This window comes from Curtobacterium sp. MCBD17_040 (genome assembly GCF_003234805.2).
In the GTDB taxonomy this organism is placed as follows: domain Bacteria; phylum Actinomycetota; class Actinomycetes; order Actinomycetales; family Microbacteriaceae; genus Curtobacterium.
In genome coordinates, this window is sequence record NZ_CP126273.1 from 1,177,084 (window position 1) to 1,193,155 (window position 16,072).

14 protein-coding genes are annotated in these 16,072 nt (G+C 70.3%); 12 read left to right on the forward strand and 2 right to left on the reverse strand.

Translation table 11 applies throughout. The features are described 5' to 3' along the window. Positions 1-29 precede the first annotated feature (29 nt). Together DEI94_RS05620 and DEI94_RS05625 are read right to left on the reverse strand one after the other, a co-directional pair. Positions 30-1,328, reverse strand: coding sequence for an alpha-glucosidase/alpha-galactosidase (locus DEI94_RS05620; RefSeq protein WP_111026818.1), 1,299 nt, complete (start codon positions 1,326-1,328; stop codon positions 30-32). A gap of 97 nt (positions 1,329-1,425) precedes the next feature. Beyond that, the gene (locus tag DEI94_RS05625) at positions 1,426-2,184 is read right to left on the reverse strand and encodes a DeoR/GlpR family DNA-binding transcription regulator (protein WP_181435114.1); all 759 of its coding nucleotides are present in this window, start codon (positions 2,182-2,184) and stop codon (positions 1,426-1,428) included. A 209-nt stretch (positions 2,185-2,393) separates the two neighbouring features. Between DEI94_RS05625 and DEI94_RS05630 the strand changes: the two genes are divergently transcribed. The 12 genes from DEI94_RS05630 (at position 2,394) to DEI94_RS05685 (ending at position 15,996) form a co-directional block, all read left to right on the forward strand. Further along, a complete protein-coding gene (locus DEI94_RS05630) occupies positions 2,394-3,725 on the forward strand; it encodes an ABC transporter substrate-binding protein (protein WP_111026820.1) in 1,332 nt (443 codons plus the stop codon). A gap of 40 nt (positions 3,726-3,765) precedes the next feature. After that, positions 3,766-4,728, forward strand: a complete 963-nt coding sequence (locus DEI94_RS05635; RefSeq protein WP_111026821.1) for a carbohydrate ABC transporter permease — start codon at positions 3,766-3,768, stop codon at positions 4,726-4,728. Beyond that, the gene (locus tag DEI94_RS05640) at positions 4,728-5,561 is read left to right on the forward strand and encodes a carbohydrate ABC transporter permease (RefSeq protein WP_111008544.1); all 834 of its coding nucleotides are present in this window, start codon (positions 4,728-4,730) and stop codon (positions 5,559-5,561) included. The genes DEI94_RS05635 and DEI94_RS05640 overlap by 1 nt, the downstream gene beginning before the upstream one ends. Next, positions 5,558-6,913 carry a family 4 glycosyl hydrolase gene (locus tag DEI94_RS05645; protein WP_111026822.1) on the forward strand — a complete coding sequence of 452 codons (1,356 nt, stop codon included), beginning with the start codon at positions 5,558-5,560 and terminating at the stop codon, positions 6,911-6,913. Before DEI94_RS05640 ends, DEI94_RS05645 begins: the two co-directional genes overlap by 4 nt. Positions 6,914-6,988: 75 nt before the next feature. Then, the gene (locus tag DEI94_RS05650) at positions 6,989-8,152 is read left to right on the forward strand and encodes an SIS domain-containing protein (RefSeq protein WP_111026823.1); all 1,164 of its coding nucleotides are present in this window, start codon (positions 6,989-6,991) and stop codon (positions 8,150-8,152) included. Between the two features lies 1 nt (position 8,153). Beyond that, entirely contained in the window at positions 8,154-9,128 is a 975-nt protein-coding gene (locus DEI94_RS05655; RefSeq protein ID WP_111026824.1) for an N-acetylglucosamine kinase, read from the forward strand. A gap of 3 nt (positions 9,129-9,131) precedes the next feature. Beyond that, complete coding sequence (locus tag DEI94_RS05660) at positions 9,132-10,136, forward strand: aldo/keto reductase (protein WP_111026825.1); 1,005 nt, start codon at positions 9,132-9,134, stop codon at positions 10,134-10,136. A gap of 356 nt (positions 10,137-10,492) precedes the next feature. Next, positions 10,493-11,830, forward strand: a complete 1,338-nt coding sequence (locus DEI94_RS05665; RefSeq protein ID WP_258378011.1) for an extracellular solute-binding protein — start codon at positions 10,493-10,495, stop codon at positions 11,828-11,830. A 9-nt stretch (positions 11,831-11,839) separates the two neighbouring features. After that, positions 11,840-12,778 carry a carbohydrate ABC transporter permease gene (locus DEI94_RS05670; RefSeq protein WP_111008549.1) on the forward strand — a complete coding sequence of 313 codons (939 nt, stop codon included), beginning with the start codon at positions 11,840-11,842 and terminating at the stop codon, positions 12,776-12,778. Continuing rightward, positions 12,778-13,677: a carbohydrate ABC transporter permease gene (locus DEI94_RS05675; RefSeq protein WP_111026826.1), complete on the forward strand. Its 900-nt coding sequence runs from the start codon at positions 12,778-12,780 to the stop codon at positions 13,675-13,677. Before DEI94_RS05670 ends, DEI94_RS05675 begins: the two co-directional genes overlap by 1 nt. 82 nt (positions 13,678-13,759) lie before the next feature. Further along, positions 13,760-14,830 carry an amidohydrolase family protein gene (locus tag DEI94_RS05680; RefSeq protein ID WP_111026866.1) on the forward strand — a complete coding sequence of 357 codons (1,071 nt, stop codon included), beginning with the start codon at positions 13,760-13,762 and terminating at the stop codon, positions 14,828-14,830. Continuing rightward, positions 14,827-15,996 carry an NAD(P)/FAD-dependent oxidoreductase gene (locus tag DEI94_RS05685; protein WP_181441815.1) on the forward strand — a complete coding sequence of 390 codons (1,170 nt, stop codon included), beginning with the start codon at positions 14,827-14,829 and terminating at the stop codon, positions 15,994-15,996. Before DEI94_RS05680 ends, DEI94_RS05685 begins: the two co-directional genes overlap by 4 nt. Positions 15,997-16,072: the final 76 nt, after the last annotated feature.

Below are 16,072 nucleotides of genomic sequence, written 5' to 3' on the forward strand. Positions count from 1 at the left end.
CGACGCACCCGATGGTGGTGCGGCGGCGATCAGTGGAGACGCAGCGCCTGTGGGATCCAGTCGCCGTGCGCCTCGAGCAGCTCGTCGCACATCGCGTGGATGTCGTCCAGGCTCAGCGACGCGGCGGCGTTCGGGTCGAGCATCGCGGCGTGGTACACGTGGTCGCGGTCGCCCTCGAGGACGGCCTTGACCGTGAGTTCGACGACGTTGAGGAACGTCCGGTTGAGCGCGACGAGCTGCGCGGGCAGTGCGCCCACGGACTGCGGGTGCAGGCCGTCGGCGTCGACCGTCGCGGGGACCTCGATCGCGCACTCGTCGGGGAGGTTCGCGATCTTGCCGTTGTTCACGACGTTGACGTACAGGTCCGTCGGCTGACCGGTCACCTGCGCGCGGATGTACTCCGACGCCATCTCCGAGGTGGGCTCGAGCGTGAGTTCCCCGCCGCCCTCGAGGATGTGCTTCGTCTCGTCGAGCTCGTCGAGGTTCTCCTCGGAGCGGCGCAGGTACTCGCCGACCGGGATGCGGAACCGATCGATCGCGGCGTCGTCGTGCATGAGCCACGGCACGTACTCGGCCGAGTGCTCGCTCGACTCGGTGGGGAAGTACCCGAACCGGCGGAAGATCTCGACGCGCACGCGGCGCTGCAGCTCCGGGTCGGCCTCGACGACCTCGCGGAGGCGCGGGTACAGGTCCTCGCCGTCGCGGCTGAACCGGAGGACGAACGCCTGGTGGTTGAAGCCAGCGGTGACGTACTCGATCTCGTCCTGCGGAACGCCGACGAGCTCGGCGAGCTGGCGGTGGGTGTCGCGCACGGAGTGGCACAGGCCGACGACGCGCTGGAAGGGCGTGCTCGCCGCGACGGCCCACGGCAGCATCGCCATCGGGTTGCTGTAGTTGAGGAGGGTGGAGTCGGGCGCGACCTCGGCGAGGTCGTTCCCGATGCCCTGGAGCACGGGGATGGTACGGAGGCCGCGGAAGATGCCGCCGACGCCGATCGTGTCGCCGATCGTCTGACGCAGCCCGTACTTGGCGGGGATGTCGAAGTCGAGGCGGGTCGCCGCGTACCCGCCGACCTGGATCTCGTTGATGACGAAGTCGGCGCCCTCGAGCGCGGCGCGTCGGTCGATGTCGGAGCTGATGCGCGCGCCGGCTCCGGCCAGGTCGGACACCCGGCCGGCGAGGGCCTCGGCGTACCCGAGACGCTCGGCGTCGATGTCGTGGAGCGACAGCTCGAGCTGTCCCTGGAGCTCCGGGTAGGTGCACAGATCGGTGACGACGTTGCGGGTGAACTCGACGCTCCCGGCGCCGATGAAGGCTACTTTGACCACGCGCTCACCCTGGCACGTCCTGCGCGTTGTGTGCAATCAATGCGCAAGAACTGCGACGCGAACTGCGCGAAGCGGCGGCGGGCGCCATGCGTCGGGCTCAGGCCCGGATGACGCGGCAGCCCTGGCGCTCGATGGCCTCGACGGCGCTGTCCGGAGCGCGCAGGTCGGTCACGAGGACGTCGACGGCTTCCATCGGGCACACTCCGGCCAGCGCGGTCCGGCCGATCTTCGTCGCGTCCGCGAGGACGACCGTCGCCCGTGACCGCTGACTCATCCTGGCGTTCACACGGGCACCCACCGGGTCGTAGTTCGTGCAGCCGGCGGCAGCGTCGACACCGTCCACACCGACGAAGGAGACGTCGATGTGGTAATCGGCGAGGAACGACTCCGCGCTCGGTCCGACGGTCTCCTGACTGCTGGCGCGCACCTCGCCACCCGCCGCGAACACGCGGATCCCGCTGTTGCCCACGAGGCTCGAGGCGACGTTGAGTGCGTTCGTCACGACGGTGAGCCCCGGGCGGCTGCCGAGGTGCTGCGCGAACTCCCAGACGGTGGTCCCACCCGTGAGCCCGATCACCCGCGCGCTGTCCAGGAACCGCAGCGCCGCGAGCGCGATGCGCTGCTTCTCTGCGGCGTCCTGCGAGGTCTTGTACCCGAGCGGGAGGTCGTTGAAGGCGACGTGACGCGTCGCGCCCCCACGCGTGCGGCTGACGAGCTGCTGCTGCTCGAGGACCTCGAGGTCCCGCCGGATGGTGGCCTCCGAGACGTCGAACCGGGCTGCGAGGGACGGGACGTCCATCTCGGCGTGCTCGACGATGGCCGACACGATCTGATTGAGCCTCTGCTTACGCTGCACATGCTCACAGTAGCCATTGCGCATGCACAAGCCAAGAGTACGTGCAGTACGAGCAAGAAAATGCGCGAAAGGGGCCGTTGGTGTGTGAATTCGGTCCTCGTGTTGGCACCCGCGTGCAGATCGTGCAATCGTTCCACCACACCTGCGCACGGTGCGCAGCGAGGAGGGACAGGCGCGACGATGCGTCCCTGTCTCAGAAGGGTCATGAGATGCCATTCACGCGAAAGAGCCTCAAGGGCACCGCGCTCCTGGCGGGTGCGCTGGGGCTGTCACTGCTCGCCAGCGGTTGCTCCGGGAGCTCCTCGTCCGGCGGCTCCGACCAGACCAAGGGCGTCACGATCACCGTGGCGTGGCTGAACCCGCCGCCTCCGCAGGCCGCACTCGACCAGTTCACGAAGAGCACGGGGATCCACGTCAAGTGGACCACCACCGACTGGGACAGCCTCCAGACCAAGATCTCGGCGGCGGCGACCTCGCACACCTACTTCGCCGATGCCACCGACGTCGACTGGTCGCGGGTCGGCCAGCTCGGCCAGCTCGGGTGGTTCTACCCCATGTCCCAGTACCTCGACGTCAAGAGCATGCGGCCGGACATGCCCCAGATGAGCTCGTTCACCTCGAAGGGCACGGTCTACGGCATCCCGTTCGACTCGTCCTACATGGTCACCACGGTGAACAAGGCCGAGTTCGCCAAGGCCGGGATCACGACCATGCCCACGACGATGAGCGAGTACACCAAGGACCTCCGGCAGATCAAGGCGAAGGGCGTCACGGACACCCCGCTGAACATCCCGTTCGCCGCCGCCGAGGGTCTGTCGACGCACTGGTACCAGCTGACGAACGCGTTCGGCGGGTCCGTCCTGGACAAGCAGGGGCGGCCCCAGTTCGCGTCGCCGAGCTCGCCCGGGTACAAGGCGGCCGAGTGGATGGTCGATGCGCTGAAGGACGGCCTCGTCCCCGCCGGCAACATCAACGTCAACGATTCGCAGGGCATGCAGAACCTGATGGCCAAGGGCATCACCGCCGCGACCACATCGGACTACTCGGGCAACGTCGGCAGCCTCTACGACGTCCCCGCGTCCTCCTCGGTGGTGGGCCAGGTCGAGTACATCCCGACCCCCGGCGTCCACGGCCCGGTGGCGAACCTCGGCAACCCGGACGGCATCGGCATCCCGAAGCAGGCGAAGTACCCGAAGGCGGCCGCCGAGTTCATCAAGTGGATGACGTCCTCGAAGAACCAGGCGGCGTTCGCGGGTGCCGACGGGCCCTCCAAGGTGCTCCCGAACTACCCGACGCCCTCGCGCCTCAGTGCCATGAAGGCCCTGACGACGTCCGGCCACCTGGCACAGGGCCAGGAGCTGACCACGCTCCTCGAGGGCTCGAAGGCCGTATTCCCGGCCGGCGCACCGTCCTGGTACCCGCAGTTCTCCCGGGCCGTGAACACGAACCTGCACGCTGCGGCCGTGGGCAACGAGTCCGTCAGCGCCGCCATCAAGGCGATCGTGAAGACCACGAACTCGCTCGCGAAGGGGAACTCGTGACCCTGGTCCTGCCCTGCACCGCGACGGAGGTGACGACCCCGTGAGTGCCGGTACGAGCACCACGTCCGGTGCGACTCGGATCGCGCGGAGGAACGGCCGCGCGAACGCTCCTCGGCCGACACCGGGTCGTGGGCGGCGTCGGTTCGACCTCCTGCCCTACGCGCTGGTCACGCCCCTGGCGCTGTTCATCGTCGTCCTGGCCCTCGTCCCAGCGGCGATCACGCTGGTCGAGGCGTTCTTCAAGGCCCAGCCGCTCGACCCGCCGAACTCCTTCGTCGGGCTCGGCAACTTCGTGAAGCTGTTCCAGGACGACACGATCGTCTCGAGCATGGTGAACACGGCCTACTACGTCGTCATCGGCGTCGTGGTCTCGACCGTGCTGGGGATCGTCATGGCGGTCACCCTGCAGAAGCCGTTCGTCGGACGGTCCGTGCTCATCGCGGTCCTCATCCTGCCGTGGGCGCTGCCGGGCGTGGTCGAGGGCATCGTCTGGTCGGGCATCTGGGACAGCAACACCGGTCTGCTCAACAGCGTGCTGTCGTCGCTCCACCTGATCGACCACTACCAGGTGTTCCTCGGCCAGAACCGATTCGTCACCATCCTGGTGATCGAGATCGTCCAGGTGTGGCAGATGACCCCGCTGTCCACACTGCTCGTGCTGGCGGCCTTGCAGAACATCCCCGGCGAGCTGTACGAAGCGGCGTCGATCGACGGTGCGACGGGCTGGAAGTCGTTCCTCCAGGTGACGCTGCCGCTCGCTCGTCCGGGCATCGCGATCGCGATGGTGCAGGCCATCATCGCGACGCTCAACGTGTTCGACCAGCCGTACGTGTTGAACGGCGCTGCCTCGACCGGAGCCTCGGTGACCGAGCAGACCTACTTCGTCAGCTTCCAGAACCTGGACTTCGGCGAGGGGTACGCGCTGTCGCTCCTCATCACCATCGCAACGGTCGTGGTCTCCCTCGCCGTCGTGCGACTCGTCTACAAGCCGGTGGAGTTCTGATGCACCGTCGTTCCGTCGCGCGCCCCCTGGGCGTCGCGTTCATCGTCCTCTGGACGCTCGTCCCGCTGTACTGGGTGCTCAACACGAGCCTCCAGACGGATCAGCAGATCAGCGCGAAGCCGGCCAACTACATCCCGCCGACGCCGACGTTCGCCAACTACGCGACCCTGCTGGGAGGCAGTGGGGACGTGGCCTCGTCGGTCCGGCAGTCGACGCTCAACATCTTCGTCGAGTGCGGCGGGGCGACGATCGTCACCGTCGTGCTCGCGACGATCGCGGCGTACGCGTTCGCCCGGATGACGTTCCGTGGTCGGAACGTGCTGTTCTACGCGGTCCTCGCGACGATGGCCTTCCCCGCCTACGCGACGCTCATCCCGCTCTACGAGATGCTCAGCACCGCCGGGCTCGTGAACACGTACACCGGCATCGTGCTCGTGTACGTGTCGGGATTCCTGCCGCTCGCCACGTGGATCCTCTACAACTACATGTCGAGCCTGCCCCTGGCGCTCGAGGAGGCCGGGTCGATGGACGGCGCCAGTCGGCTCGGCGTGCTCTGGCACATCGTGCTGCCGCTCGCCCGCCCGGGCATCGTCTCGACGGCGATCATCACGTTCCTGTCCGCCTGGGCGCAGTTCCTGTTCCCGCTCGTGCTGTCGAGCGACATCTCGACCCAACCGCTCACGGTCGTGATCGCCGCGCTGCAGGGGCGGCACACGGTGCCGTACTCCCTGATGAGCGCGGCGGGCGTCCTCGCGGTCGTCGTCCCGGCCGCCATCGCGGTCGTGCTCAACCGGTACATCGTCAGCGGCCTCCTCACGGGGAGCGTCAAGTGAATCGAGGCGGGGCGTTCGTCCTCATCGGTGCGGGCAGCACGGTGTTCACTCCGGGCCTCCTGACCGATCTCGCCCGCGCGGCGGCGTTCGACGACGTCACGGTCCGCCTGGTCGACGTCGCTCCCGAGGCGGCGGAGACCATGGCGGCCGTGGGACGCCGGATCGCCGCGCAGTACGGATCGCACATGCGCGTCGAGGCGGTGCACGACCGACGTGAGGCCCTGCGCGGCGCGCAGTTCGTCACGACGACCATCGCCGTCGGGTCGGCCGCCGGATGGCGGCGCGACCTCGAGGTACCGGAACGGTTCGGGATCCGGCAGACGGTCGGCGACAGCGTCGGACCGGGCGGCGTCCTCCGCGCGCTCCGACACGTCCCGGAGATCGTCGCGATCGGCCGCGACATCGCCGACGTCGCTCCGGACGCCATCCTGTTCAACTACAGCAATCCCCTCACCGCGAACGTCCGGGCCGTCACCCGCGAGACGGGCATCCGTGCCGTCGGGCTCTGTCACGGCACGATGCACACCAAGAGCGCGCTCGCCCGGGCGCTCGAGGTCCCCGAGCAGGAGATCACGGCGACGTTCGGCGGGCTGAACCACCTGTCCTGGCTGATGGACATCCGGACGGCGGACCAGGACCTGTACCCGCGCCTCCGCGAGCTCGTCGAAGCGCAGGCCGGTGGCGCCGATGCTCCCTCCGACTGGAGCGAGGGCCCGCACGCGCCGGTGTCGGCGGACCTCATGCGGACGTTCGGGCTGTACCCGGCGCCCGGCGACCGGCACGTGGCGGAGTTCTTCGCCGACCACCTCGGTCCGGCCGGCGCGGGGGAGCTCCCGTGGGGCCTCCAGGCCGGCCTCGACGCGACACGCGAGTACATCGGCGAGAAGTCGCGACTCTGGGACGAGCTGCGCGAGCTCGCGGACGGTGACCGGCCGGTGCCGCCGCCGTCCGACCAGGAGGCGGAACGACTCGTCGCCATGGCGACGGCGATCCGCACGGGCCGGACCCACGTCGAGCTCGCGGTCAACCTCCCGAACCACGGTCTCATCGGGAACCTCCCCGAGACCGCGGTCGTCGAGGTGCCGGCCGCCGTCGGTGCCGACGGCGTGCGCGGGGTGTCCGTCGGGGACCTCCCCGCCGGCATCGCCGCGGTGCTCACCGCCCGGGCGCTCCAGCAGGAGCTCGTCGTCGACGCAGCACTGCGCGGTGATCGCACGCTCGCGATCCAGGCGCTCGTGCTCGACCCGCTCGTGCCCGACCGGGCGACGGCCACCGCGATCCTCGACGCCGCGGTCGCCGAGGACCCGACCACCCTCCGTGCCGGCACCGAGCACGGTCTCGCCACCGTCTGAGCGCGACCACCTCGACCACGTCACCGGGTCGGCCCCGAGGGGTCGCCCCTCAGCCTCACCATCAGGAGAACCACCATGACCGAGACCAACCCCGACATCGATGTCGACCTCGCGGCCGCAGGGGCGACCGCGACCTTCCGGGAGATCAGACAGCAGCCCGACGTGTGGCTCGAGGCGGCATCGATCGTGCAGGGGCGCCGCGCCGACCTCGACGCGTTCCTCGCACCGCTCCTCGCGCACGACGACCTGCGCATCGTCTTCACCGGTGCCGGGACCTCGGCGTTCGCCGGCGGCGTCGTGGCCCCGACGGTGGCCCGCGCCACCGGTCGACGCGTCGAGAGCATCGCGACGACCGACATCGTGTCGAACCCCCGGCACTACCTCGCCGAGGACGTCCCCACGTTGCTGGTGTCGTTCGCCCGGTCCGGGAACAGTCCCGAGAGCGTGGCGGCGACGCGGCTGACCGACCAGGTCCTCGGCGATGCCTCCCACCTCGTCATCACCTGCAACGCCGGCGGTGCGCTCGCACAGGAGCACCAGGAACGGCCCGACTCGTTCGTGCTGCTCATGCCGCAGCGTTCGGACGACGCCGGCTTCGCGATGACGTCGAGCTTCACGTCGATGATGCTCAGCGCGCTGCTGGCCTTCCTCGGCGACGCCCCCGAGACGGTCGCGGCGCTGTCCAGCGCGGCGAACCAGGTGATCGGGGAGGACTGGGACTCGATCAAGGGGCTCGCGCAGGACGGCCTCCGGCGACTCGTGTACCTCGGCAGTGGTCCGCTCGCCGCACTGGCGCAGGAGTCCGCGCTCAAGACCCTCGAGCTGACCGCCGGCGGCGTCGTGAGCTACCACGACTCCTCGCTCGGGTTCCGGCACGGGCCCAAGGCCGTCCTCGACGCCGAGACGCTCGTGGTGGTCTACATCTCGAACGACCCGTACACGCGGTCCTACGACCTCGACATCGTGGCGGAGCTGCGTACCGCGATCGGCGCCTCCCGGGTGCTGTCGGTCGCGACCGACGGCGTCGGCGAGGGAGCGATCGTGCTCGAGGGCCTGCGCGGCACGGACGACGGGTACCTCGCGATCGCGTACATCCTGGTCGCGCAGATCCTCGCGCTCTCGTTCGCGCTCCGGGTCGGGACGACGCCGGACAACCCGTTCCCCGGCGGCGACGTGAACCGGGTCGTGCAGGGCGTGCACATCCACGAGCTCGAGGACTCCGCCGGGGACGGTCGCTGACGTGGCGGTCTTCCTGGGCGTCGACGGCGGGGGCACGAAGACCGCCTTCGTCCTGCTCGACGACGACGGACGGGAACTCGGGGCGGTCGAGGGCGCGAGCGCCTACCACCTCGAGCACGGGCTGCCGCACGTGCGGCAGGTGCTCGTCGAGGGCGTTGCCGCGGTGACGGCGGCGGCGGGGACCACCGCCGATGCCATCACCTACGCGTTCATCGCGATCCCCACCTACGGCGAGGCCAGTCACGAGGTGGCCGTCCTCGACGAGCTCCCTGCGCAGGCGCTCGGACACGACCGGTACCGGTGCGGCAACGACATGATCGCGGGTTGGGCCGGCTCCCTCGCCGACGCCGACGGGATCAACGTCGTCGCCGGGACGGGCAGCCTCACCTACGGCGAACGGGCCGGGGCGTCGTCGCGTGTCGGCGGCTGGGGGGAGCTGTTCGGCGACGAGGGGTCCGGGTACTGGATCGGTCTGGAGGCGCTCTTCGCGTTCGCCCGCATGAGTGACGGACGGCTGCCGCGCACCTCGCTGCACGACCGTGTCCGTGAGGCGGTCGGGGTCGAGACGGACCTGGACATGATCGACGTGGTGCTCACCCGGTGGGGGCGGAGCCGCGGCCGGATCGCGTCGTTGTCCCGCCTCGTCGTCGAGGCGGCGCAGGACGACGACGCCGCCGCGACGCGGATCGTCGAGCGCGCGGTCGACCACCTGGTGGAACTCGTCGAGGCGACGAAGCGCAACCTCGGGTTCGGCGCGGACGAGCCGGTACCCGTGTCGTACTCGGGCGGCGTCTTCAGGGCCGAGCTCGTCCGGAGCGGGTTCGAGCGCGCCCTCCGCGCTCGGTCGGACCGGTACGACGTGCGGAGCCCGCGGTTCCCCTCGGACATCGGCGCCGCCCTCCACGCGGCCAAGCTCGCCGGACAGCCCCTCGGCGAGGCCGCACTGGCACGCCTGTCCGCCGGTCGGACGGTCTGATCCATGTCCTCCACCGCAGCGGTGACGCGGTACGACACCATGCCGTACAACCGGGTCGGGCGGAGCGGACTGCTGCTCCCGGCCATCGCCCTGGGTCTGTGGCAGAACTTCGGGGACGATCGCCCGTACGCGACACAGCGGGCGATCGTCCGTCGGGCGTTCGACCTGGGCGTCACCCACTTCGACCTCGCGAACAACTACGGGCCGCCGTACGGCAGCGCCGAGGTCACGTTCGGCCGGGTGCTCCGGGAGGACCTCCGCCACCACCGCGACGAGCTGATCGTCTCGACGAAGGCCGGGTACGACATGTGGGCCGGGCCGTACGGCGAGTTCGGGTCCCGCAAGTCGATGATCGCCTCACTCGACCAGAGCCTGGGGCGGCTCGGGCTCGAGTACGTCGACGTGTTCTACTCGCACCGGTACGACCCGGACACGCCGATCGAGGAGACGATGGGCGCCCTGGCGTCCGCCGTCACGAGCGGCAAGGCACTCTACGTCGGCGTCTCCAACCACGACGCCGACCAGACCCGGCGTGCGGCCGCGGCGCTCGCCGACCTCGGCGTGCCGCTCCTGGTCAACCAGCCGCCGTACTCGATGTTCGACCGGGAGGCCGAGCACGCGTTGATCCCGACGCTCGCGGAACTCGGCACGGGAGCGGTGGTGTACTCACCGCTCGCGCAGGGGTTGCTCACGGATCGCTACCTCGGTGCCACGATCCCGGGTGACTCGCGTGTCGTGGCCGGGCGCGACCTCCCGGCGTCCGCCCTCGACGGCCCCTACCGGGAACGCGCTCGCGCGCTCGCCGCCATCGCGGCGGACCGCGGGCAGACGCTGGCGCAGCTCGCCCTGACCTGGGTCCTGCGCCACCCGGAGGTCGCGTCGGCACTGGTCGGGGCCTCCAGCGTGCCGCAGCTCGAGCAGAACCTCCGCGCGGCGACGGCTCCGCCGCTCACCCCTGCGGAACTCGCCGCGATCGAGCCGTACGCCGTCGACGGCACGGCCGCGTGAGCTGAGGGCCCGATCCGTCCACCGGGGCGAAGCACGACGGGGTCGTCGGTGTCACCGACGGCCCCTTCTGACTGCGCATTCGTACAGTTCTGCGACCGTGCGGCAGCGTCAGCGCATGTTTCCTGATTGTTTCGGGCGTCTGTGGACCAGAACCGATCAGTGCTGGTGCTCGTTTGATTGCCAGTCGTTCGAACGGTGCAATAGCGTTCCCTCCACCGCGGCACCACCGACCGGCTCGCCGCTCCGACGAGGTCGCTCAGGCCCCGCGCCACGCGTGGCCGTGACGGGGGCCGAGGACGACTCGCGCGGCCCCGTCCGACGGCGCCGTCTCGTCCCGCTTGAACGAAGGAGTTCACGTGTTCCCCAGGACCATCAACCGCCGGGGTGCCGCCGTGCTCCGTCGTGGCGCCGTTCTCGGCGTCGCCACGGTCGCGATCGCGGCCGCCCTCACCGGCTGCGCCTCGTCCACCTCGTCGGGCGCCCTCGACACGAAAGCGAAGGTGCACCTGACCGTCTGGTCCGGCCAGGACGACCAGGCCGAGCAGATCCTCCAGCACCTCGTGTCGGAGTTCGAGCAGCAGCACCCGAACGTCTCGATCGACCTGTCCTCGGGCGCCTCGTCCACCGACCAGCTCCTCCAGAAGCTCTCCGCGTCCTTCGCGGCGAGCACCTACCCCGACGTCTCCTACACGTACGGATCGTGGGCCAGCCAGCTCGAGCAGTCCGGCCGCACGCTCGACATCACGAAGGACGTCGCCAAGCCGTCGGTCGGGTGGGACGAGTTCTCCGCCGCGGCGCGGGCCACCGCCCGGCCGACCGGGAAGAAGACGATCGGGTTCCCCGCGGTCGTCGACGACCTGTCGCTGCTCTACAACAAGACCGTCTTCGACAAGGCGCACGTCGCCTACCCGACGGCGGACTGGACCTGGGCCGACTTCCGGAAGGCGGCGAAGCAGCTCACCGATTTGGGGACGAACACCTACGGCTACGGCTACTCCGTGTCGGGGAGCGAGGAGACGACCTGGCAGTTGTGGCCGCACCTCTGGCAGAACGGTGGGTCCATCCTGTCGAGCAACGGCAAGAAGGCGACGTTCGACTCGACGGCGGGCGTCGACGCCCTCACCTACCTGCGTGACCTCGCGATCACCGACAAGAGCGTCTACCTCGACCAGACCGACACGAAGTTCGCGCAGCTGTTCGAGAGCAACCACATCGGCATGATCACCTCCGGCCCCTGGGAACTGTCGGCGCTCAAGACCGCGGGGACCTCGTACGGCGTGGTGCGGCTCCCCGGGACGAACGGCGACCACCAGACGGTGTCCGGACCCGACCTGTGGACCCTGTTCGACCACCACGACGCCGACCGTGCCTACTGGGCCGAGCGGTTCACCCAGTGGCTGACGTCGGACGAGCAGGACGAGCAGTTCAACGTGTCGTACGGCAACCTGCCGCTCCGCTCGAGCGAGGCCGACAGTGCCGAGTTCCAGCAGCAGGTCACGGCGCTCCCCGGGCTCGAGGTGATGGAGCAGAACTCGGCCAACGCCAAGCAGGCCCGGCCGACGGTCCCCGGGTACAACGGGCTGTCCCAAGCGGTCGGTGCCGCGGTGTCACAGGTCCTGCAGGGCCAGGGGACGCCCTCGTCAGCATTGAAGACGGCCACCGTCGCAGCCGACAAAGCGCTCGCGGGCAAGTAGGAGGCGACCGTGACCACGTTCGCGCTCCGACCACGGGAGACCACCACGGCGGCGGCCGCCGCCGGACGCCGGCGGAGGTCGTTCCGGGACGGACTGGAAGGCTGGGGGTTCGTCACCCCTGCCCTCGTCATCGTGCTCGGGCTCACCGTCTTCCCCGGGGTGTGGGCCCTCGTCCTCTCGTTCCAGAAGTGGGACGGGTTCAGCGCCGCGGTCTCCGTCGGGGCGCAGAACTACCAGGCGCTGCTCTCGGACGGGGAACTGCACGCCGCCGTCCTGCACACGCTGCTCTACACGGTCCTGTTCGTGCCGGCATCGGTGCTCCTCGGGCTGTTCCTGGCCGTGGCGCTGAACCGACGGATCCGGTTCATCGGCCTCTACCGGACGGCGATCTTCGTGCCGTTCGTCGCGTCGGCGGCCGCCACCGGCATCCTGACCACCTACCTCTTCAGCCCGCAGTTCGGGCTCGTCAACAACGTGCTGCGGGTGGTGCACCTGCCGCAGCAGGGATGGCTCGAGGACCGCCACGAGGCCATGATCGTCGTCACGATCATGTCCCTGTGGGGCCAGGCGGCGTTCACGACGGTGATCTACCTCGCCGCGCTCCAGGACGTCCCCGGTGACGTCATCGAGGCGGCTCGGATCGACGGGGCGAACTCGTGGCAGGTCTTCTGGCGGGTGGTGTGGCCGTCGCTCGCGCCCGTCACGGTGTTCGTCGGCATCTACCAGGCCCTGGAGGCGCTCCAGCTGTTCGACCTCGTGTACGCCACCACCCGCGGCGGGCCGCTCGACGCCACCGAGACGATCGTCTCCTACCTCTGGAAGGTCTCGTTCCAGGGCCTCCAGTTCGGCTACGGCTCGGCGATCGCGTACGCGATGTTCTTCGTCACCCTCATCCTCACGGTGTCCGTGACCGTGTACACGCGCACCTCCGGAAGGCGGTCCCGCTGATGGCCATCGACCTCCCCACCCTGTCCGCCGAGCACGGGCGCGCCCGGACCCGGCCGCTCCCCGCGCCGCTCGCCCGTCGGCGCCGGAGGCTCCCGTTCAGCGGCTGGCACTTCCTGCTGGTCCCGGTGGCGTTCCTGTTCCTCCTGCCGTTCCTCGAGATGTTCATCACGTCGGTGGAACCGGCCGCCGAGATCAACGCGTTCCCGCCGGCCTTCATCCCCTCGCACGTGACGCTCGACGGGTTCCGGCAGCTGTTCGCGCAGTCGGACATCCTGCACTGGCTGCTCAACACCGTCATCGTGTCCGCGGCGGCGGTCGGCTCCCACCTCGTGCTGTGCTCGCTCGCCGGCTACGGCTTCGCGCGGCTGTCGTTCCCGGGTCGCTCGTTCGCGTTCCTCGCGGTCCTCGCCACGATCATGATCCCGACACAGCTGCTCATGGTGCCGACGTACGTCATGTTCGCCCGGGTCGGGCTCATCGACCACCTCGGCGCGGCCATCGTCCCGTGGCTCGCCTCGGCGTTCGGGATCTTCCTGATGCGGCAGTTCTTCCTGTCGCTCCCCGCGGAACTCGAGGAGGCCGGCCTCATCGACGGGTGCACGCGCCTCCAGGTGTTCTTCCGGATCATCCTGCCGCTGGCTCGGCCGGCGCTGGCGACGCTCGCGATCTTCACCCTGCTCGGCTCCTGGAACGACCTCGTCTGGCCGCTCATCGCGATCAACAACGAGCACGCGTTCACGCTGCAGCTCGGCCTGACGAACTTCCAGGGCTCGCGACGTACGGAGTGGTCCCTGCTCATGGCGGGCAACGTGATCGCCACGCTGCCGCTGATCCTGTTCTTCCTGGCCGCGCAGAAGCAGTTCGTCGCGACGATGACCTTCGCGGGCCTGAAGGGATGACGCAGCACTGGATGTCTCGACGCAGCACGCGAGCGAGCGAGCGAGGACGACGGCGCACCGCGCGCCGTCCGGAGGAGGAATGATGGCAACACCCGACTGGGACCGCGTCGCCGAGCTGCGACTGACCGACTGGCGGCCGCGCGCGCAGGTCCGCCTGCCGCACACCACGGTCACGCGGAGCGCCGTCCCCTGCATCGACGTCCACAACCACCTCGGACGCTGGCTCAGCGACGACGGCGACTGGATGATCACCGACCCGGCCGACCTCGTGCGCACCATGGACGCCGCGAACGTCGCCACCGTCGTCAACCTCGACGGCATGTGGGGTGACGAGGTGGACGCGAACGTCGAGCGGTACGACCGTGCGTTCCCCGGGCGGTTCGTGACGTTCTGCCAGCTGGACTGGCCGCTCCTCGGCGAACCGGACGGCGAGGAGCGGCTGCTCGCCTCCCTCGACGACAGCAAGCGGCGTGGTGCACGCGGTCTGAAGGTGTGGAAGAACCTCGGGCTGCGGGTGCACGACGCCGACGGCGCCGTGATCCTGCCGGACGACCCCCGCGTGGTGCGCGTCCTCGGTCACGCCGGTGACATCGGCCTGCCGGTCCTGATCCACGTGGCCGACCCGATGGCGTTCTTCGAACCGCTCGACGAGCACAACGAGCGGCTCGACGAACTGGGGCACGAGCGCGACTGGTGGTTCGGCGACCGCTCGGTCTTCCCGACGTTCGACCGGATCCTCGACGCCCTGGAGGCCCTCGTGGTCGCCACCCCGCAGACGACCTACATCGGCGCGCACGTCGGGTGCGTCGCCGAGGACCTGGACCGGGTCGAGCGGCTCCTCGAGCGCGCGCCGAACTTCACCGTGGACACCGGCGGTCGGATGGCCGAGCTGGGTCGGCAGCCCCGCCGGTTCCGCGCCCTCGTCGAGCGGTTCCCCGATCGCGTGTTGTTCGGATCGGACGTCTACCCGGTCGACGCGGAGGCCTACGCGCTCTTCTACCGCTTCCTCGAGACCGAGGACGAGAGCTTCGACTACGCACCCGGAGCCGCCGTGCCGCCGCAGGGGCGCTGGCAGGTGTCGGGCGTGGGACTCAGCGGCTCCTCGCTCGAGCAGGTGTACGCGGGCAACGCCCGTCGCGTGCTGGGCCTGTGACCGCGGGACGCCGGGTGGCCGACGTCGTCGTGCTCGGCGCCGGGATCTCCGGAACGAGCGTCGCACTGCGGCTCGCCGAGCGCGGTGTCGCGGTCACCCTCGTCGACGCGGGGCTCCCCGGCCGAGCGACCACCGCGGGAGCCGGCATCATCTCGCCGTTCGGCCTGGCGCCGGGCGACACGGACCCGCGGTGGACGCGCCTGGTCGACGCGGCCGTCGCCCGGTACCCGGGCCTCCTGCGGGACCTCGGCGACGACGCCACCACGCGCGCCGACTACGCGATCGTCGACGAGGTCGTCGTGGCCGCCGACGAGGAGGAACGCGGCGCACTCGCGGCCCTGGCCGCACGGGCGGCGGAACGGGACCCCGGCGGAGCGGCAGGCGAGGCACCCGTGTTCCTGGAGGGCCGGGAACTCCGCGAGCGATGGCCCGCGGTCGATCCCGACCTGCAGGGACTCCTGCTCGCCGGCACCGCCAGGGTGGACGGCCACGCGCTCACGGCTGTGCTCCTGGATGCCGCGGTCCGGTCGGGGGTCGAGGTCGTCCCCGGACGCGCGGAGCTCCGTCGTGCCGGATCCCGGGCCATCGTCGAGGTCGACGGGGCGCCCGTGGTCGCCGACACCGTCGTGATCGCGACCGGGGCGTGGTCCGCATCGATGCTGACGACCGTGGGCGTGCCGACCTCCGTCACGGCGGACCGCGGTCAGATCGTGCACCTCGCGGCGCGGTGGCTGCCCACCGAGCGGCTCCCGGTCCTCAAGACCTTCGCCGGACCGTACGTCATCGGGTTCAGCGGAGGACGCATCGTGGCCGGTGCGACCCACGAGACCAGCCCCGACCACGACGCCGAGGTCCGAGCGGGCGACCAACGGACGGTGTTGCAGGACGCGCTGCGCGTCGCGCCCGGGCTCACCACCGCGCGGATCGTCGAGACCCGCGTCGGGCTGCGTCCTGCCTCGGCCGACGGGTTCCCGCTGGTCGGGCGGTCGCGGCTGGACGACGTGTTCGTGGCCACCGGGTTCGGCTCGTGGGGGCTCACACTCGGCCCCCTCCTCGGCGAGGTGCTCGCCGACCAGGTCGTCGGCGGCCCCGTCCACCCGGTGGCCGACCTCGTCGATCCACTCCGGGTGCCCGTCGCCGTGCCCGAGGGCGCTCCGGGGGAGTGAACCTCCGAGCCGCCCCGCGGACCACCGGTCCCCGGGGCGGCTCGGCGAACGGCGCAGCGATCCGCCGCGCCGTGCC

Coding starts and splice junctions, on each gene's coding strand:
- DEI94_RS05630 (WP_111026820.1), top strand. CDS start 2,394: ATGCCATTCACGCGAAAGAGCCTCAAGGGCACCGCGCTCCTGGCGGGT.
- DEI94_RS05650 (WP_111026823.1), top strand. CDS start 6,989: ATGACCGAGACCAACCCCGACATCGATGTCGACCTCGCGGCCGCAGGG.
- DEI94_RS05680 (WP_111026866.1), top strand. CDS start 13,760: ATGGCAACACCCGACTGGGACCGCGTCGCCGAGCTGCGACTGACCGAC.
- DEI94_RS05660 (WP_111026825.1), top strand. CDS start 9,132: ATGTCCTCCACCGCAGCGGTGACGCGGTACGACACCATGCCGTACAAC.
- DEI94_RS05640 (WP_111008544.1), top strand. CDS start 4,728: ATGCACCGTCGTTCCGTCGCGCGCCCCCTGGGCGTCGCGTTCATCGTC.
- DEI94_RS05675 (WP_111026826.1), top strand. CDS start 12,778: ATGGCCATCGACCTCCCCACCCTGTCCGCCGAGCACGGGCGCGCCCGG.